Raw genomic sequence first — 19,192 nt, forward strand, 5'->3', positions numbered from 1 at the left:
GGGACATCGCCGTGGACGAGGTCCACCAACAGGTGTTCATCAGCGGCGGCCCCACCGCCAACACCGTTCTGGTCACCAATTTCTCCGGCCAGGTCACCAAAACTATCGACAACGAGCCCGGCGCGGCTGGCCTGGAGCTGTCGGCCGACGGCACGAAGCTCTACACCGCCCTCTCGGCAGGAGACGGGGTGTCGGTGATCGACACGGCGACCCTGACCGAGACCGCCCGCTACGCCACCGGCGCGCAGACCTGCCCCACGCACCTCGCCCGCACCGGGACGCTGATCTGGTACGGCTACGGCTGCGAAGGCACCTTCACCGGCAAGATCGGCAAGCTCGACACCGCCGCGGCCACCCCGGTTCCGGTGGGTAACTTGCAGGGCAACTCACGGTTCCAGCGGGCGCCGTTGCTCGCGGCGACCGGTACCGACACCGGGCCGCTGGTCGCGGGCCAGCTCGCGCTGAGCTCGTCCATGGTGCAGACCTATACCGTGCAGGCCGGAGTCCTGACCCCGGTCGCGAACGGGGACGTCGTGGGCGCGAGCCTCACCGACCTCGACATCACCCCGGACGGAACCACCCTCTTCAGCGCCGCGGGTTCCCGTGACCGCGTGGACGCGCTGTCCCCGACAGACCTCTCCCGGCGCGGTGCCTACAGCGTCCGCCCCCGGCCCGATGCCGTCTCGCTCAACGCCGACAACACCTACCTCGCGACCGGGGCCATCACCGGCGACAACAACGACGTCCTGGTCTACAAACTCGGTGCCAGCGTGCCCGCCAAGACCATCACCCTCGGCACGGGTGACGTCGTCGCGCCCCGGGGCCTGGCGTGGTCAGCCAACCAGAACCGGCTTTTCGTGATCAGCCTGCACGACAACCAGCCCGCGCCGAGCCTGACCGTAGTCACGGCCGCGACCGGCACCTGAGCGGTCGAGGTGAGGTTCCTCCTGTGGACCGGACATCAGAGCCCGGCAGTGGTTCGGGTCGGCGAGGGCCAACAGCAGCGAGCGGTGCGGTGAGATCGACGTGAGCCGATAGTGCAGCCCGATGCGAGTGTGCGCTTGGTGATCCCGGTCAGCGGCGGCCGGTGGCCAGGACGGCGAGGAACTGGCCGCCGCCAGGCTCGATGTCGGCGATCACCGGCAGCCTTGGTGCCAGCCGGGAGAGTCGCTCGACCAGCCAATCCGTCGCCTCCTGGGCGTCCTGCTCGGTCGGACAACGGGCCACCATCTCGCGGCCCCCTTGCGTTCCAACCTCCCGGCGACGGTGATCAGCGGCGCGGGTTCGACCACGTGCAGGCGGTCCGGCCAGGCGATGACCACCTTGACCGCCCCCTTGCGGATGTTGCACCCGCGGTGCGCGAGTCGCTCGGCGACCTTGGCCTTCCGGTCGGCGGTCCGGCTGTCGACACTGGACACTGCCCTGGGCCTGGTTGAAGTACCGTCCCGGGTCCCCGCGACGGTGGTCGTGCCCGTGGCATCGGCCGGAGGATCGGTCGGCACGTCCTCATAGAAGTCGGAACCGGTCGGACAACACCGACGGGGCTCGGCGGCGTGACGAGCCACGTGTCAGGTCAGCTCGTAGCTGCGGATCGTCTCGGGGAACCCGACGTACTCCTGCAGCGCGGAATGCCAGTCGTCGCGATCCTTGAACCACATCACCAGGTGCCGAACCGCCACTACCCAACGTCACCCCGGGTTACGCGGAAAGGCTCACTCAGTGGACCATACTCCGAACTCGCACAAAATATTCTCAAAGCCCGGAGTCGAGATGGTGCACACTGATCACGCAGCCCTTTGGTCGATCATCCTTCTGTCGCAAGAGTGATGATCAACCAAGGGCTGCTTCCATGATCAACCGGGGGCACGCCACCGACCGGGACCTTAAAAGACAAGCTCAGAAGCTGCGATGAATACCCATTTGCGTCAAGCAACGAGGGTGCCGGAAACCAGGAAGGCGGGCGCACCTTCGCAGGGTGCGATGTTCCACTTCCGGCAAACCTCACAGGCCCCGGCTACAGCTCGTGCATGATCAATGCCAACCAGAACTCCGCCGGCGGATCCGCACTCGGGGTGTTCTACACAGCGAATCGCATTCATGAAGGCGATAACTTCTGGGTCGATATCGTCAACTGGCACCCGTGCGGCGTTGAGTCGATATGATCCGCTCGGCTTCACGGGACTGTCGTAAAGGACGGCCCGAGCCTACCAACTATCCGTCCTGAGAGGCTCACTGCCGAGCAGCACCACTAACGGCACACAGCTCAAGGCGTGGTCCGGATGACGCACTCCTCCGGACCACGCTGTTCAACTTCAACGGAGCACGGTCGCCGCGACGCACGGCGATCCAGACCGGAGCTCACCCGGTCCGCGGAAGGTTGGCCACCACTGCTTTCGCCAGCTCCGTCGCGCCGGGGCACAGCGTCGTCCCCTCGGCGAGATTCTCCTCGCTGAGGATCACGCGGACGACCTCGATCCGCTCGTTCTCGCCTTCCCTGGCGACGCGCTGCCGGACCTTCACCTGGCACTCGCCCTTGTCCGGTTCAGGGTCCAGGTAGGCGAGGCGTCCTCCGCCGACGTCCACGACGGTGCCGTCCCCGGAGTCGAACGGCTGCTGGCGGCTGAACTCGATCTCGACGTGCCGCAGGCCGTAGTCCCAGCCACAGCCCCAGAAACCGAGTTCGTTCCACGGGTACGGGGTCGCCTCCGACTTCAGCTGCGGCATCAGGTTCTCCGGCTTCAGCAGGCCGCACGCGTCGGCGTTGGCGAGCGAGCCCTCCGGCCAGGGCCGCGTGCGGCGCGGGATCGGGTTGTCCGAGAGCACGGCGTGCGCGCGCTCGCCCGCCTCCTGGGCGATCTCACACAGCGCCCTGCCGGGTCCGCTGCCCGCCTTGGCGTCGATCTGCAGGGTGTTGCCGTCGGCCAGCACGATGGACTTCGAGCAGACCTTGTCAGTGGACCCGATCTGGGTGATCGGACCGAGCTCCTGCTTCGGCTTGGCGACGCCGTACTGGACGTACTGCTTGACGAAGTAGTCGACCACCACGCCCTCGTCGCCCTTCTCGTCGAAGGCGACCCAGCTGGTGCACCCGTTGAACCAGTAGGAGCGCACGTCGCTGGTCTCGACGTGGTGCGGATCGACGCGCTGGTAGTCCTCCTGGGTGGCCGCGAGACCACAGACGTCCATCGTCCTGGGATCACCGACGGTGCCTGGCGACGGCATCCGCGAGTAGATCACCGCGCCCGCCACGACCAGGACGACCAGCGCCGCGGCACCGATGACGATCGCCTTGCGGCGCCGCGGGTTCGGCAGCTTGAGGCCCTCCAGGAGCGGCCGGACGTTCTCGGTGGCCGGGCGATCGCGCGGGTCGCGCCGCATCAGCCGGGTCAGCAGGTCACTGAACGGTCCTTCGTGCCCCGCGGGCGTGATGTCGTAAGCCTTGGCGCGGCGGAGCTGTTCGGAGGATCCTGCGTCCGGGGATCCCCACGGCGAGGTGCCCTCGACGGCCGCGAACAACGTGGCACCCAACGCGAAGACGTCCGACGCGGGCCGTGCCTCGTGCCCGTCCGCGACCTCCGGTGCCAGATAGGCGGCGGTTCCGGCCACGTCACCGCCGCCCGCGCGGGTCGCCTCGGCCCAGCGCGAGATGCCGAAGTCGCTGAGCTTGGCCACGTCGTTGTCGGTGACCAGAATGTTGCCGGGCTTGACGTCGCGGTGGACCATGCCCTTCGCGTGCATGGCGGCCAGTGCGTCCGCGACCTGCGCGCCAATCTTCGCCGCCCGCTGGGGGCTGATCGGGCCGTCCATCTCGATGATCTCCGCCAGCGAACGCGACGGCAGGTACTCCATCACCAGCCACTGCTCGGTGCCGTCGCTCACCGTGCCGTGCACCGTGATCACGTTGGGGTGGCTGAGCCCGGCGCCGATGCGCGCCTCGTGCCGCGCGCCGCCCGCGCCTGGACGCTTGAGCGCGAACGTTTCGTGCAGCCGCAGGTCCGTCGCCCGCCAGACCTCCCCCATGCCGCCTGCGCCGAGATACTCTTCGAGCCGGTACCGGTCCGCGATAATGCGTCCAACCACGAACCTGGATCTTAGGGACAGGTCCCCGTCTCCGGGGTGCACACTGCGAAGACTTGTTCGGACGAAATATTCCAGCCTAACAGGACTCGGGGAGCCTTCGTGTACGAGAGCTTGGCGCGTCAGGTGCCGGAGACTGTTCCCGGCGGAATCGTCGCGCTGGCGGTCACGGGCCGCGTGAACAGCGCTCGGGTCGACGGCCACACCGTGGTGTTCGGCCGCAACCGCCCCGAGGTCGACATCTGCGTCGGTGAGGGCGACCTGCGGGTGTCACGCCGGCACGGCGCGCTGACCTGCCGCGAGGGCGTGTGGTGGGTGAGCAACCTCGGTCGGCTGCCGATCCGGTTGCCGAAGTCGCGATGGCTCTTTCCCGAGGAAGACCCGGTGCCTCTATCAGATGGCTACACGCCGTTGTTCATTCGCGGCACCCGCGACCGCGAGCACCTGCTGGAGCTGTACGTGGCCGGTCCGGACGGCGATCAGCCCGTGGTGCCGCACGGTGCCGTGACTGAGCCTCCGCGGCGATGGCGGCTCACCGACGACGAACGGCTGGTGCTCGTCGTGCTCGGACAGCGGTACCTGATGCATGAGGCGAATCCTCAGCCGTTGGCACGCCAGCACGTCGCCGAGGTGATGGCCGAACTGCGGCGGGACGAGGCGTGGAGCCACAAGAAGGTTGAGCACGTCGTTGCGGCCGTCCGCGCGCGGTTGTCACGAGAGGGCGTGGCGGGGCTTGTTCGCGACGAAATCGGCGAGCCCGTCGGCAACGCGTTGAACGACAACCTCATGCGGGAACTCGTTCTTTCGACGACATTGGTGCCACCGGACCTGGCACTGATTGATGCACTCTCCTGAACCGGTTCCCTTCACTCCAGAAGGCCAGGAGAAACGTCCGATCAACCAGTCCGGTTCAAGATCTCGGAATGTAGTACATGAAACCCGATGACAGGGATAAGCAGTTTAAACCCGAAGACGAGGGCAAGCCGTAACCGAGGGGCAAATCCCTGAGGACAGTACCACTCAGCTGCTCGGGGTGATTGATCAGCGCGATGGTGCCCTGCGCGATCAGGTTGCGGGTGGTCTCGTTGCCGGCGACGAGCAGCAGGTGCAGGAACGACATGAGCTCGTCGTGGGACAGGCTCTCGCCGCCGACCTCGGCGTCCATGAGAATCGAGATGAGGTCGTCGGCGCGGCGCTGCTCCGCAGTTCGATCAGCCGGCGGAAGTACGTGGTCAGCGCTCCGAACGCCTCCTGCGAGGTCAGCGTGATGCCGGGGTCGGCAGAGCCGACGGAGGCGTCGGACCAGGCGCGGAACCGAGCCCTTCGAGATCAGGTTGCGCAACGCGTTGTGCCGCGGCGGATCGGTCGTGATCAGCATCGGGCGCGGGCCGGCCGGCCGGGGCTTGCCGTCGGGCATCAGCACTCCCCCGGCCGACGAGAAGAGGCGCGGCCGCGAGCCGATGAACTTGCCGCATGAGGAATACATTCCCTGAAACAGGATCGGGCGACCTGCGCGACGCGCCAGTGCCAAAGATGCGAAAGGCGTGGGCAGGAGCCTGCGCGATTCGAGCGGATTGTCGCCATTAATTCCGGTAAAAAACCCCGGTGCGATCCACCTTCGTGACCTACACGGAGGTATCGCGTCACCGAGGTCCGGGGTAACAAACTCAACCTATATCCTCGACCGATTGATCGGCACCGACGTTGCCCGAATGGCCGCACGTGCTCGACTCTTCCGACCAACGTCGAAACCCGACGCTGCCGCAGTCGTTCCCGGGGCGTCACGCGTCGGTAACGCCTAGGGGAACACGCTGCGGTCATCCGAATTCTCGGAAACGACACGGAGGACGAAGTGCGAACTCGACAGCTGTACCCGGTGCTGGCCGCAGGCGTTCTGGTCATGGGCGGTTTCATGGGCGCGGGTGTCGCCTCGGCAGCGGTCCCGTGTGTCATCGGCCCCGGCGTGACGCAGAACGACACCACGGTGCTCGGATCCGGCGGGAACGACACGATCAGGGGCCCCGGCACCGACCTCGCCCAGGACACCCTCAACGGCGGCGGCAACACCGACTCGTGCGGCCCCGTCGGGGTGCCGGCGGACCTGCGCAACAGCTGCGAGTCGTAGCACCCCGGCACTGCCCGGACGACCACGCCGACCACGGCGGACGACGACCCGGCCCGAAAGGGTGCCGGGTCGACCCGCGTATCGGCCTTCGTCCGTAGTCGGTTCGAGGTCAGGACTTCCGACGGGCGGGATCGCGGTGGGACGCGATGGTGAGCCTGCCGTGCCCGATCCCGGTGCGACGCGTCGGCACGGTGGCGGTCAGCGCCGACACGACGTCGGGCCGGTGTGCCTGGCGATCACCAGGCACACCGGCCCTTCGTGACGGGGCTGTCGCTACCGATCAGCAGGTGCAGACGCCGCCGTTGTTGTCACCGGCCACGCCACTCGCGCCGACCAGACCGGCCACGCCGTTGGGGTCGGGGCGCGCCACGGGATGGCGCGGCTGGTCTTGAGCCACTTGGCGTGCTGGTTGAGCATCGAGTCGACGATGTGGATGAACGCCTCGTAGCAGTTGAACAGGCCGTGCCTGCCGGTGAGCAGGTAGCCCTCCAGCCACCCCTGGCACAGGTGCTCCGACAGGACCTCCATCACCCGCCCGTCGGGCGCGAGGTGGTCGTCACCGGGCAGGGTGGTGGCGTTCCAGGTGCGATCGGTCGCCTCGAACACCGCCGAGAGCCGGTTGGACGCGGTCTCGTCCGGGCCCATGATCCGGAACCGGTCGGGGTTGCGGACGACGATGTCGCGCAGGAACCCGCCCAGCACCCTCGTCGCCTCGCTGGACTCGACGGCCGGGCGGTCCACCGGCACGGCGTGGTCGCGGAAGTCGGGCATGGTCAGGTCGCGCAGCAGCAGGCCACCGTTCGCGTGCGGGTTGGCGCTCATCCGCCGCGACCCGCGCGGCGCGAGCGCCCGCAGCTCGGGGATCAGCCGACCGTCGACGTCGAACAGCTCCTCCGGCCGGTAGCCGCGCATCCACGCCTCCAGCTGACCGCGGTGCTCGGCGTTGGTGCGCGTGGCGGTGAGCGGGACCTGGTGGGCGCGGAACGTGCCCTCGACCGGCAGCCCGTCGACCTCCTTCGGCCCCGTCCAGCCCTTCGGGGTGCGCAGCACGATCATCGGCCACCGCGGGCGGTCGTGCCGTCCCGGAGTGTCACGGGCGTTGCGCTGGATGGCCTTGATGTCGTCGAACACGGTGTCCATGGTGTCCGCGAGCAGTTCGTGCACCGCCATGGGATCGTCGCCCGCGACGAAGTGCGGGGTGTAGCCGTAGCCGCGCATCAACGCGGCCAGTTCGTCGTCGGGGATCCGGGCCAGCACCGACGGGTTGGCGATCTTGTAGCCGTTGAGGTGCAGCACCGGCAGCACCGCGCCGTCGGTCACCGGGTTCAGGAACTTGTTCGAGTGCCAGCTCGCCGCCAGCGGACCGGTCTCCGCCTCACCGTCGCCGATCACGCACAGCACGGTGAGGTCGGGGTTGTCGAACGCCGCACCGAACGCGTGCACCAGCGCGTAGCCCAACTCACCGCCTTCGTGGATCGAACCGGGCGTCTCGGGCGCGACGTGGCTGGGGATGCCGCCGGGGAAGGAGAACTGCCGGAACAACCGCCGCATCCCCTCGACGTCCTCGGTGATCGACGAGTAGACCTCGCTGTAGGTCCCCTCCAGGTACGCGTTCGCCACCAGGCCGGGACCGCCGTGACCGGGACCGGTCACGAACAACGCGTTCACATCGCGCTGGTTGATCACCCTGTTCAGGTGCGCGTACAGCAGGTTCAGCCCCGGCGTGGTCCCCCAGTGCCCGAGCAACCGCGGCTTGACCTGCTCGGGCGACAGCGGTTCACGGAGCAGCGGGTTGTCCAGCAGGTAGATCTGCCCGACCGACAGGTAGTTCGCCGCCCGCCAGTACGCGTCGATCAACTCCAGGTCCGACCGGGTGCGGGTGGGAGCCGGTTCGGTCAGCGTCACGGGAACTCCTCGTCGGTCCGACCGCCCATCGGACGACCGTGTGCCCATCACCCTCCGGCACACCACTGTCGCCGGGCAGTGCCTCCCGTCTCTGCCCGACCGGGACCTAAGTCCCCTGCCGGGGGTGCGTCACGTCCCACAGCCGTGTCAGGTTCGAAGCCGACACCTCGACGGGCCGTGAGGGCAACGCCCGGTCGTGGATCCGGGCCGATACACCTTCGTGTGATTGACGACCCGTCGACGGGAGGTGTGTGGGAGGGTCGTCCCGCGTTTGCCCCAGACCCCGGCGGACCGGTTCCCTCGGCGTCCGGAGGTCAAGGTGCTCGAACCCGCGTACGAGTCCGTCGACGCTGCCCGAAGCGCGCTGGGGCACGGATGACCCGCTCCTCCGCGGTCCTGTCGGAGGTTGCGGACCTGGAGGCGTTCACCAGTCGGATGCGGGCCCTGGACGACCGGTACGGCGGTGCTTCCGCTCGTGCGGCGGCGGTGGACCGCCTGCCCGCGGCCGTGGGACTGCTGGACACCTCCGCCCCCGGCCCCGCGAAGACCCGGCTGTACACGGCGGTGGCCGACCTGCACAGCGTGGCCGGGTGGGCGTCGTTCGACACGGGGGTGTCCGAGGCGGCCACGGAGTACTTCGGCACCGCGTTGCGAATCGCCTCGTCGATCGGCGACACATCGGTGACCGCCGACGTCTACTGCCGGATGGGGCGAATGTCGTTGCACCACAACGACCCCACGCGAGCGCTGGAGGAGTTCCGGCTCGGCGGCCTGGCAGCCCGCACCAGCGGATCCCCGCAGACGGTGGCACTGATCAGGGCCAACACCGCGTGGGCGCGGGCACGGCTGGGGCAGGAGCACAGTGCCCTGGCGCTGCTCGCCGACCTCGACGAGGCACTGGTCCACCCGTCCGGCGATCCGGCACCAGGGCGGCCCGCCTCCAACGACCTGTCGTCGCTGACCGGCATCGTCTACACCGAGTTGGCGCAGGTGGCCGACCCGCGGTACGCACGTCTGGCCGTCCTGCTGCTGACCGCGGCCCTGAACGGCCACGGAACCGACATGGCCCGCAGCCGGGCGTTCAGCCTCATCTCACTGGCCGCCTGCCACCTGCTCGAAGACCGGGTCGACGCCGGAGTGGAGATCGGGTCGCACGCTGTCGACGTGTGCGAACAGCTGGCGTCCCACCGCACCGTCGAGCGGCTGCGACCGTTGCGCAACGAGGCACAGCGCCGGCAATCCCACCACGGGGCACGCAACCTCGCCGATCGCATCCGCGCGTTCCGGCCACCGCCTTCCAGCCGAGGTGGCACGAGCGAAATCCCGGAGGAGCCGACTACCTGAGCCGCTGGGGCGGGCCGCCCAGCGCTTCCAGGTCTCGCTGACCAACGCTTGGCGGTGGGCCGGCCGTTGGCGCGAGCAGGGACCGCCGGGCCTGCTCGACCGGTCCAGCCGCCCGCGGTCCAGCCCGCGCCGCACACCGACACGGACCGGGCGGCGGATCGCCGACCGCGATCCGGCCCAACCCCGCAGAGCCCACCAGTCCATGCCGGCACCGGAGCGGGTGTACCGCCGCGGTCTCACGGCGGCACACCCTCGGCTCATGAGATGATTCCGCCGCGGTAAGCCATGTCCACACCGTCGTGCCGGGTGCCCGCGGCGTCGTGCGCGGAGACGACGACCGACATCATGTCCACCGAGCCGTAGCAGGACTGGCCCATGTTCGGTGAGGCGAGTTGTACGGCGAGCCGGGTCAGGCGACGGCGAACTCCCAGTCGTGCTGCCCGCCCGTGGTGGGCATGCCGCTGACGCGGTGCAGCAGGAAGCTCTCGAAGGAGTTCGCGCCGTCGAGGACGTGCACGTTCATGGACGGGCTCGCCGTGCGGTGGATCGCGTACAGGTCGAGGACCGCGTCGCCGTCGTAGTCGCCGACCCGCAGCACCCAGTCGTGACCGGTACCGGTCGGGTGCAGCGCGGTCACCTTGTGCAGCAGGAAGCTCTGGTACCCGTTGGCGCCGTTGAGAACGTGCACGAGCGTGCCCGCGGCGTCGCCCTTGTTGACCGCGTAGAGGTCGAGCACGCCGTCCCGGTTGTAGTCGCCGAGGTCGAACACCCACCTGTTGTCGGTACCCGTCACGTGCAGCGCGGTGGCGCGGTGGACCAGGAACGTCTGGAAACCGTCCGCGCCGTCGAGCACGTGCACCTCGGTGCTCGACACACCCTGCTTCTTGATGAGGTAGATGTCCTGCAGTCCGTCCCGGTCGTGGTCGGCGACGCGGACGGCCCAGGCGTCGTTCGTACCCATGTCGTGCTGCACGGTCAGCTTGTGCAGCAGGAACGTCCGGTAGCCGTCCGCACCGTTCAAGACGTGCACAGCCAGGCCGGAGCCGGTGGACTTGTTGAAGGCGAACAAGTCCTGCTTGCCGTCACGGTTGTAGTCGGCGACGTCGTACACCCACTTGCCGTCCGCGCCGGTGACGTGCAGTGCGCTCGCCGTCGGCGTGGTGACCGTCTGGTAGGTCGTCGTGCCCTTGATCGCACCGACCTCGGTGGTCTGCGACGCGCCCAGCTTGTCGACCGCGACGATGTCCGGTGTCTGCGGCCGCACGACGCCTCTGGTGTACAGCAGTCGGTCCGGGAGGCCACCGGTGATGACGTTCGGGGTCGACGCGGCGAGGATCGCGTTCTGCACTTGGGCCGGGGTCGAGGAGGGCACCGTCTCCAGGTACAGCGCGACCGCGCCCGCGACGTGCGGGGAGGCCATGGAGGTGCCGTTGAGCGTCGCGGACGCGGTGTCACTGGTGTGGCCCGCGGACAGGATGGCGACGCCGGGGGCGAACAGGTCCGTGCACGGCCCGTTGTTGGAGAAGGTGGCACGCCGGTCGGCGCTGTCGGAGGCGTTGACGGTGAGCGCCTCACGGACCCGGGCGGGTGACTTCTCGCATCCGGTACCGGCACCGTCGTTGCCGGACGCCACCGCGTAGGACACGCCCCGCGCGATGGAGCGGCGGACGGCGTCGTCCAGCGCGGTGTTGACCGCACCGCCGAGGCTCATGTTCGCCACCGCGGGCTTGACGTGGTTGGCGGTGACCCAGTCGATGCCGGCGATCACACCGGCGGTGGTGCCGCTGCCGTTGCAGTCGAGGACCTTCACCGCGTGCAGGCGCACGGACTTCGCCACGCCGTACCGCGCGCCGCCGACCGTGCCCGCCACGTGCGTGCCGTGCCCGTTGCAGTCGGTGTTGACGCCACCGACGGCGTTGTGGTCGAACGTGGCACGCCCACCGAAGTCCTGGTGGCTGACCCGGATCCCGGTGTCGAGGACGTACGCGTGCACCCCCGCGCCGGAGGAGTCGTAGCGGTACCTCGCGTCCAGTGGGCGGCTGCGCTGGTCCACCCGGTCCAGGCCCCAGGGCGGGTTCACCTGTTCGGCGTCGATCCCGACGACGGTGTCCGGCACGACGTAGTCGACCGCGGGGTCCGCGGCGAGCATCCGCGCGCTGTCGGCGCTCATGGTCGCGGCGAACCCGTCGAGCGCGGCGGAGTAGGTGTGGGTGACCCGCGCGCCGGCCTTGCTCGCAAGCGCGGCCGCCTTGGCGCCGTCGGCTTCGTTGAGCACCACGATGTAGCTGTCCTCGACGCCGCCGGCCGGTGCCGGCGCGTCCTCCGCAGCAGCCACGGGCATTCCGAGTGCTAACGCGGCGACCACGCCGACGACGACGGCAGCGGAGCCGCGGCCTGTTGTTCTTGACAACACTGGAGTCCTTCCGATCAAGCGAAAGAAACGGATCGCAGAGCGCACGGTTTCGATTTTTCCGATTCCGCGGCGTGACTCTTCCGACGCCTACGCCCTGACCGGATGAACGGTAGAGAAATCGCCCCGACCACCACAAGGGAGGAATTGACGCCACTCGGCACCAATCATGCCGGAAGCTCGCCGACCGGAAGGCGAACTGCCGGGTCCGGTGACCGAACCTGCCGGTTCGACCGCCTGCACCCGCTGCCATGCAGGAGTTTCCGCTGATCAGCGATCCGCGAGGCGGGACACGCGCGGATACAGCGTGGCGTCACCACCGACCGGTACGGTTCTCCTACCCGATCCGAATCCGAATTACCGGGCGACCGAACGCAGGAAATCAACGTCGCCGGCGGCGAGGCGAATCCCACATCTCCGAAACAGTGCCGCGGCGATCGTCGCGTGTGCCGCGGCCTGCTTTGTTCCGGCGCCGCAGGCGCGGGCGAGGGCGAGCCGGGCGTAGGCGTGCCTGGCCGGCATCTCGGCCCGCTCGGCCAGCCCGGGCACCGGGTCGAGCAGCTCGCGGGCTCGCGCCGGCTGCCCGGCGGCCAGCGCGAGTTCACCGAGACCGAGCCGCGCCGCGATCGCCTCACCGCGGAAGTCCATCCGCTCCGCGGCCGCGAGCTGCGTCGTGAACAACCGCTCGGCGGCCGCGATCTCACCGGTCGAGGCCAGGACACGGCCCAGCGTGTTGCCCGCGACGATGACCGAGGTGTCCGAGCCCGTCCGCTCGGCCGCGTCGAGCGCCGCACGGGCGTACCGGGCGGCGTCGGAGGTTCTCCCCAGCGCGAAGCACGCCGTGGCATGGGCGTTGAGCACGATGTCGTCGTCGGTGTGCCCGTCGATGTCGTCCAGCAGCTCGGTCATCCGCTTCAGCAGCGCACGGTTGCCGCCGGTGCGGCCCATGGCGTTCCGGGCCAGCAGCAGGGCCGCCGCGGACTGCAGTTCACCACGGGGCTCGCCGAGGTCCCGGTACACCACGACCGCTTCGCCCGCGAGCGCCGCCGACTCCGGCAGCCGCGCGAGGTTGTCGGCGTCGAGCAGGATCGCGAGGTTCGACAGCAGCACGCCCAGCCTCGCCGTCGGGGCCGCCCGGTCGGTCAGCGCCAACGCCTTCCTCATCGCGATCTCGGCGTCGGCGAGGCGGCCGTGTTCGGCGTGCACCATGCCGATGTTGGCCAGCATCGGCATCATGTCCTCGGCCCTGCCGAGGCGTTCGAAGACGACCAGCGCGCGCTGGTACTGGTCGATGGCCTCGTCGTACTCGCCCCGGGTGAGGTGCCGGTTGCCGTTGTTGCGCCACATCGCCGCCCGCGCGACGTCGTCGCCGTGTGCCTCGGCCGCCGCCAACGCCGCCGTCACCGCGGTGCGCCACGCGGTCGTCGGCACCCGATGCCCGAGGTACCCGTGCAGCGCGTCGGTCAGCAGCCAGGCGAACGCGGGAATCCCCGCAGCCACGGCATGGTCCAGCACCGCGAGCACCGTCGCGTGTTCCGCGTCCAGCCACCGCCACGCCGCGGCGGTGTCGGCGAACACCACGGCCTCCGGCACGTCGTCGTCCTGGGGCAGCTTGCCGAACTGGGGAAAGGTCAGGTCGGTGGCGGCACGGGTCGCGGCGAGGCACCAACGGGCCAGCCTCAGGTGCGCGAGCCTGACCTCGTTCTCACCGAGGTCCTCGGCCGCTCTGCCGACGGCGTACTCGCGCAGCAGGTCGTGCATGGCGAACCGGCCGGTCACCCGTTCGTCGACGAGGTGGGCCGACAGGAGGGTCGCGAGCGCGTCGGCGACCCGGTCCTGGGTGAGACCGGACAACGCGGTGAGCGCGGGCAGGCTGAGGTCGGTGGCGGGCGCCACGCCCAGCAGCGCGAACAGCCGTCGTTCGGTGGCGCCGAGTGCCTTGTAGGACAGGGAGAACGTCGCGTCGACACCCACGTTCCCACCGTCGACCCGAAGCCCGCTGACCCGTCCGGTGGCGGCGAGCCGCTCGACGAGTTCCGCGATCCCGCCACCGGTGTCCAACAGGTTGGCACCGGCGATGCGCAACGCGAGGGGCAGGTATCCGCACAGCAGCGCCAGCTCCGCTGCCGCGGCCTCCTCCGCCGCCACCCGCCGCTTCCCCAGGACGGCGACCAGCAATGCCCTGGCCTCGGCATCGGTCAGCACGTCGAGCACCACCCTGCGCGCACCATCGAGCGCCACCAGGTCGGACAGCCGGTCCCGGCTCGTGATCAGAACCCGGCAGTGCGCACCGGCGGGTAACAGGGGCCGGACCTGGTCGGCGTCGGCGGCGTCGTCGAGCACCACGAGCATCCGCCGGTCCGCCAGCAGACTCCGGTACAGGGCGGCGGCCGCGTCCTCCTGGTCGGGCACGGCGCCCGGTTCGACGCCGAGCGCCGGCAGCATCTGGGTCAACGCCGACAGCGGCGTCAGCGGTTCCTGGGCCGCGAACCCGCGCAGCCGCACGTGCAGCTGACCGTCCGGGAACCGGTGCCGGTTGCGATGGGCCCAGCGGACGGCCACCGCCGTCTTGCCGATACCGGGCGCACCGGTCACCGCCGACGAGCTCAGCAGGCCGACCTGGTTGTCCTCCAACAGGACGTCGAGTTCCGCCAGCACCTCGTCACGGCCGCTGAACCCGACCACGTCGGGCGGCAACTGCGCCGGTGTCACGGCTCTGGGCGCCGCCACGTCACGGGTGGCCACGCCTTCGGCGGCGTCACCGTCACCGAGAACAGTCATGTGCGCGGCCCGCAAACGCGCCGACGGCGCCACACCGAGCTGATCGGTGAGCCGCCTGCGGACGTCGACGAACAGGCGCAGCGCCTCGCCGCGGCGACCGACCGCGGCGAGGGCCAGCAACAGCTCGGCGTGGACGGCCTCGTCGAAGGGATCGCCCGTCGCGAGCTCCGTCAACACGGGCACGATGTCCCCGACCCGGCCGGCCGCCCGTGCCAGGCCCGCGGCCTCGATCGCAGTCGCGACCCTGCTGTGGGAGAGGTGCACCGCAGCGGGATGACCGCTCAGCCCAGGCAGGTCGGCGACCACGGGGCCGCGCCACAGCCCGAGCGCCACGAGCAGGCCGGTGAGCCGGTCGTCGTGCTCCCCCGCCGAGCGCACCAGCACGACGAACCGGGCGGCGTCGACCATGTCGCCGGTCGCGAGGCGGTAGCCGGCTCCCTCGGCCACCACCGGGTTCGTGGTGCCGCCGAGCACACGACGCAGGCGCGAGACGTAGGTCTGCACGAGACCGGTCGCGTCGGACGGCGCACCGCCCGGCCACAACACCTCGACGATGTCCTGAACCGGCACCGGCCGCCCGGAGGACAACGCGAGCCGAGCGACGAGGTGCCGCAACTTGAGCTGCGGCAACTCCACCGCCACACCGTCGCGGTGGACGGTCAGCACGCCGAGAACACCGACCCGCCACCCCACGTCGACCGCCTCCGGTACGCCGGTCCCGTCCAGTTCGAGCACCGCCGTCAACCGCGCGAGCGAGGACCCGCGGGGACTGCGCACCCGGCCGGCCTCCACGTCGCGCAGCGTCCGCACGCTCAACCCGGTCGCCGCCGCCACGTCCTCCTGTGTGAGTCCCCGCTCGCGGCGGCGCGCACGCACCCGTTCACCGAATTCGCCCGCACCCACCCGATGCCCTCCCCCACGCCACCACGAAGCCCCGAGCGTAACGACCGAAACAGGAGCAAACGGGAGAAATGGCGAACCCCGCTGCGGAAGAGGGCTACTCCCGGTCGCCATGCCGGCTCCTCCTGGCTCAGGACGGTGACATAGGCAGACGAGTTGATGGTGCTGGCCGTAGTCCGTGTTGCCGTCGTTAACGATCTCGTGCTGCGACCGACCGTGAAAATATTGACCGCGCGGAGTGTCCGGCCGCGTCCAGGTGATCTAGGGTTGCGCCATTCCGAACTCCGCCGATATCACCCGCCGAGCCCGAATTGTGCGGCTTTGGGCCGCGTGTGCACGGTCAAGGTCCATGCGGTTGACTTCTTGGTGGATGTCAGTGGCACACGAAGTGCCATTCGGCGGCTTGACCGCACACCGCTTGCACCATTGCATCCGATGTGCACGTGGAAAACGATGCGGCCGTAACGAACCCGTCCGTGTGGTCGATCCGCTGGGCAGGCGGAGTCGTGCCGTCCCGGACTCCCCGCGTCTCCCGCGGAGCGACAAATGCGTGCACGTACCGTCCTGGCCGGTCTCGTCACCACGGTGGCCACCCCTGGGCCTGACCACCGATCAAGCAGCGGTCACACGACTCGACATCCACCGGCGGCAACGGCTGGGCGGCATCCTCAACGAGTACCACCACCCCGCCTGACCTGCATGGACGACATTTCGGCGAGCACAGCGTTCACTGCGGGCGGTCTGCCGGCCCGTACCGATGGGAGCGGGGACAAGGTGCTCAGTGGTGGTCGCTTGCCGACGTTCGGAGTTGACATGTCGCCGCTACCCCTGGCCGCAGGATCGAGCGGCCAGGGGTAGCGGTCAACGCCGCAGCAGAAGGCGAGAACCGGGTCGTCCGGTCAGGCCCGGATCAGTTGCCACTGCTGGTTGGCCCCGCCGTTGGCGGTCCACTGCACGACCTGCGCCCCGTCGCTCGTCGACGCACCGTAGACGTCCGCCACCAGTCCGCTCCCTTGGCTGACGATGGTGTAGTAGCCGTTGCCGGTGGACCGCAGGTACCACATCTGGTTGGTGCCGCCGTTGGCCGTCCACTGCTGCAGTTGCAGCCCGGCCGTGCTGCTGCCGCCGTTGACGTCGAGCGCCTTTCCACTCGCGACGTACCGGAGGGTGTAGGAGCCGTTGGAGGTCGTGGCGACGGTCCAGGTGCCGGTGCCGCTCTGCTGGACGACCTTGGCACCGTCCGCGGTGGAGTTGCCCGCGACGGCGAGCGGCTTGCCGCTGTTGCGGTTGACGATGCGGTAGTTGCCCGGTGCGGGTCCGTCTCCGCCGCCGACGTTGAAGTACTCCACCGCGTCGGTGAAGACGGTCCTACCGGACTTCGTGGTCGACAGTTGCAGGTACACGCGGTTGCCGGTGGCCGGGGTGGTGAAGGACACCGGCTGGGTGACCCGCGAGCCGAGCGGGACGGTCAGGGTCGTGCTTCCGGACGCGACGACCGCCCCGTCCGGCGCGTCGAGCCGCGCCGTCCAGGTGAAGCCCACCGAAGTGTCGGCGAAGTCGTCGTTGAAGACGGTGATGTTGCGGGTGACCGTGGCGTTCCGGGCGTAGTTGGGCACGGCCTGCGGCAGGGGGAAGGTGCCGTTCGAGTCCGAGACGCCGGAGGCCGACCAGTAGGGGAGGTCGACCGCGGCCACCGGGTTGAACGCCGCCTGCACGCGCTGGAACTGCGGGTTGCTCCAGGGGTCCGGGAGGTTGTCCGCGCCGTAGACAGGGCGACCGCCCTCCTCCGGGACGAAGTCGCCGGTGCGCACGCCGGGGATGACGCTGGCCCAAGCTGACAGCAGCGTGTACGGACGCAGGTCGGTGGCGCCCTTGCCGCGCTTGGCCAGGGTTGCCGTGGCGAACCACTCGAAGCCCTGCTTGGTGTTGCATGCCGGCCAGATGTACTCGCCCTCGCCGTCGGGCCGCCCATTCACGGTGATCAGGCCCTCCCCGTACTTGCCGAAGCCGTCGACGTAGTGCGGGATCACCGCGAAGTTGGCGTACGTCATCCCGGGATACAGGCTGACATTGTTGCCGACGCCCACCTCGACAATGATCGGCCGGGTTCCGTCGGCGCCGTTCATCGCCGCGTACAAGTCCTTCTCGAACTGTTCGGAATCCTGGCCGCTCTGGTTCGGCTCGTTGTTCTGACTCCAGCGGATGATCGCGGGGTGGTTGCGGTCGCGCAGGACCAGCGCACGGGCGTGGTTGATCATGTTGTTGCGCCCGACGGTCTCCCTCCACTCCTGCGAGGATTGGGAGCCGCGAATCGCGACCTCGCCGATGATCATCAGGCCCATCTCGTCGGCGACATCCAACATGTACGGGCTCGCGGGCTCCTGGTGGATGCGCACCACGTTGAAGTTCAGCCGCTGGTAGTTGTCCACCGCCTGGGGCCAGCCGCCGTTGCCGGGCGACGGGGGCAGGAAGCCGGGCAGGGTGTGGTACGCGTCGCCCTTGCCGCCGTTGTTGACCCGGTCGTAGTCGGCTCCCTGGAGGTTGTCGCCGCGGAAGTTCACGCGCACGCCGTTGAGGTAGTAGTAGTCACCGTTCTGGGTGGCCTCCCGGAACCCGAACCGGTACGTGGCGTCGCTGGTGCGCCCGTCATCGGTGGCGGCGTGCACCGTCAGCCCGTGCAGCTGCGCCCGGTACCCCGGCCGGTACGGCACGTTGGGCCACCAGTACGAGGTGCTGTCGAGGTTCCACGCGACCGGCCCGACGGTCACGGTCACGGTCGAGTTGGCCGCCACGGTGACCGTACGGCTGGGCAGTTCCGGGTAGCTGAAAGCCGTTCCGTTGATGGACGACAGCGACCCGGTCAACGTCACCGACCGGGAACTGCCCGACGTGTTGCGCACCGACACGTCGTAGCTCAACGTCTTGTTCGCCACCGACGTACGCACGAATGTGTCGCTGACGTACACCGCCGGGTACACCTGCAGGAACGCGGACCCGAAGATCCCCTGCGGGATCGCCTCGGACCACGTGGCGGCGTCGGGCACCAGGTACCGGCCGTTGGATGCCTTCAACGCGCCGCGGCCCTTCACGGCGACGCTGATCGTGTGGGTGCTACCAGGGGCCGCGTAGGCGGTGATGTCGAAATTCGACGGCGTGAACGCCGTGGTCTGCGTCGCCACCACCCGGCCGTCGACCGACAGCGTCGCCTGGTGGTTGACCGCCCCGAACTCGATCCACGTCGACTGCGGCTGACCCGAGTCGGGCACGGTGATGCTGCGCGAGTACACCGCCTCGTTCACGTCGGTGAAGCCCTGCTTGTACCAGCCGCCTCCGGGCACGGTGATCGAGGTCGCCCCTCGGCCCGCCGGGGTGAAGCTCCACGTCCCGGCCAGGTCGACCGAGGCGATCGCGGCGGCGCCGGCGGCTGCGGCCGCGGCAGCTGCGGCCGCGGCAGCTGCGGCCGTGACGGCCGGCTGTGTCGCGGCGGCCGGCTGTCCTGCGGCGGCGGGTTGTACCGTGCCGATGGCCGCGAGGAGTGTGGCGCCGGCCAGCGCTGCGCGGGCGAAGCGCTGGAATAGCGTGCGAGGACTGTTCTGACGCATCAAGAAACCCCTTTCGCGGGTGTCGCGTCTACGGGGATACACCGATCA

Annotated in this window: 10 protein-coding genes and 3 pseudogenes; 5 read left to right on the forward strand and 8 right to left on the reverse strand. The window is 69.4% G+C overall.

Annotated features, from left to right (window positions below; genetic code table 11):
- Positions 1-11 precede the first annotated feature (11 nt).
- Positions 12-926 carry a hypothetical protein gene (locus tag AB0K14_RS30330; RefSeq protein ID WP_360456327.1) on the forward strand — a complete coding sequence of 305 codons (915 nt, stop codon included), beginning with the start codon at positions 12-14 and terminating at the stop codon, positions 924-926.
- A 148-nt stretch (positions 927-1,074) separates the two neighbouring features.
- On the opposite strand, the pseudogene AB0K14_RS30335 reads toward AB0K14_RS30330, so the two are convergent.
- The 3 genes and pseudogenes from AB0K14_RS30335 to AB0K14_RS30345 all read right to left on the reverse strand — a co-directional run.
- Positions 1,075-1,412, reverse strand: a pseudogene (locus tag AB0K14_RS30335) (hypothetical protein); the annotation flags it as partial.
- Between the two features lie 156 nt (positions 1,413-1,568).
- The gene (locus tag AB0K14_RS30340; RefSeq protein ID WP_360456330.1) at positions 1,569-1,679 is read right to left on the reverse strand and encodes a hypothetical protein; all 111 of its coding nucleotides are present in this window, start codon (positions 1,677-1,679) and stop codon (positions 1,569-1,571) included.
- Between the two features lie 679 nt (positions 1,680-2,358).
- Positions 2,359-4,080, reverse strand: coding sequence for a serine/threonine-protein kinase (locus AB0K14_RS30345; RefSeq protein ID WP_360456332.1), 1,722 nt, complete (start codon positions 4,078-4,080; stop codon positions 2,359-2,361).
- A gap of 99 nt (positions 4,081-4,179) precedes the next feature.
- On the opposite strand from AB0K14_RS30345, the gene AB0K14_RS30350 reads away from it, so the two are divergent.
- Positions 4,180-4,932, forward strand: a complete 753-nt coding sequence (locus AB0K14_RS30350; protein WP_360456335.1) for an FHA domain-containing protein — start codon at positions 4,180-4,182, stop codon at positions 4,930-4,932.
- A gap of 55 nt (positions 4,933-4,987) precedes the next feature.
- Here the strand turns inward: AB0K14_RS30350 and AB0K14_RS30355 are convergent, their stop codons facing one another.
- The gene (locus tag AB0K14_RS30355) at positions 4,988-5,494 is read right to left on the reverse strand and encodes a hypothetical protein (protein ID WP_360456338.1); all 507 of its coding nucleotides are present in this window, start codon (positions 5,492-5,494) and stop codon (positions 4,988-4,990) included.
- A 435-nt stretch (positions 5,495-5,929) separates the two neighbouring features.
- Between AB0K14_RS30355 and AB0K14_RS30360 the strand changes: the two genes are divergently transcribed.
- Positions 5,930-6,202 (forward strand): hypothetical protein, encoded by a 273-nt coding sequence (locus AB0K14_RS30360; RefSeq protein WP_360456341.1) that lies wholly within the window; start codon positions 5,930-5,932, stop codon positions 6,200-6,202.
- A gap of 360 nt (positions 6,203-6,562) precedes the next feature.
- Here the strand turns inward: AB0K14_RS30360 and AB0K14_RS30365 are convergent.
- Positions 6,563-8,155, reverse strand: a pseudogene (locus AB0K14_RS30365) (phosphoketolase family protein); the annotation flags it as partial.
- A gap of 327 nt (positions 8,156-8,482) precedes the next feature.
- On the opposite strand from AB0K14_RS30365, the gene AB0K14_RS30370 reads away from it, so the two are divergent.
- Together AB0K14_RS30370 and AB0K14_RS30375 are read left to right on the forward strand one after the other, a co-directional pair.
- A complete protein-coding gene (locus AB0K14_RS30370) occupies positions 8,483-9,451 on the forward strand; it encodes a tetratricopeptide repeat protein (RefSeq protein WP_360456344.1) in 969 nt (322 codons plus the stop codon).
- Between the two features lies 1 nt (position 9,452).
- Positions 9,453-9,611: pseudogene (locus AB0K14_RS30375) on the forward strand (leucine zipper domain-containing protein); the annotation flags it as partial.
- Positions 9,612-9,860: 249 nt separating this feature from the next.
- Here AB0K14_RS30375 and AB0K14_RS30380 read toward each other — a convergent pair.
- From AB0K14_RS30380 to AB0K14_RS30390, 3 genes are all read right to left on the reverse strand, one after another.
- Positions 9,861-11,786 carry a S8 family serine peptidase gene (locus tag AB0K14_RS30380; RefSeq protein ID WP_360456346.1) on the reverse strand — a complete coding sequence of 642 codons (1,926 nt, stop codon included), beginning with the start codon at positions 11,784-11,786 and terminating at the stop codon, positions 9,861-9,863.
- A gap of 432 nt (positions 11,787-12,218) precedes the next feature.
- Entirely contained in the window at positions 12,219-15,545 is a 3,327-nt protein-coding gene (locus tag AB0K14_RS30385; RefSeq protein ID WP_360456349.1) for a BTAD domain-containing putative transcriptional regulator, read from the reverse strand.
- 896 nt (positions 15,546-16,441) lie between these two features.
- A complete protein-coding gene (locus AB0K14_RS30390) occupies positions 16,442-19,144 on the reverse strand; it encodes an RICIN domain-containing protein (protein WP_360456352.1) in 2,703 nt (900 codons plus the stop codon).
- Positions 19,145-19,192: the final 48 nt, after the last annotated feature.

The organism is Actinosynnema sp. NPDC050801 (assembly GCF_040673975.1).
Taxonomy (GTDB): domain Bacteria; phylum Actinomycetota; class Actinomycetes; order Mycobacteriales; family Pseudonocardiaceae; genus Actinosynnema.

Excerpts from the sequence above, each read along its gene's own strand:
- AB0K14_RS30355 (WP_360456338.1), bottom strand. The coding sequence starts at position 5,494 with ATGCCCGACGGCAAGCCCCGGCCGGCCGGCCCGCGCCCGATGCTGATC.
- AB0K14_RS30370 (WP_360456344.1), top strand. The coding sequence starts at position 8,483 with ATGACCCGCTCCTCCGCGGTCCTGTCGGAGGTTGCGGACCTGGAGGCG.
- AB0K14_RS30390 (WP_360456352.1), bottom strand. The coding sequence starts at position 19,144 with ATGCGTCAGAACAGTCCTCGCACGCTATTCCAGCGCTTCGCCCGCGCA.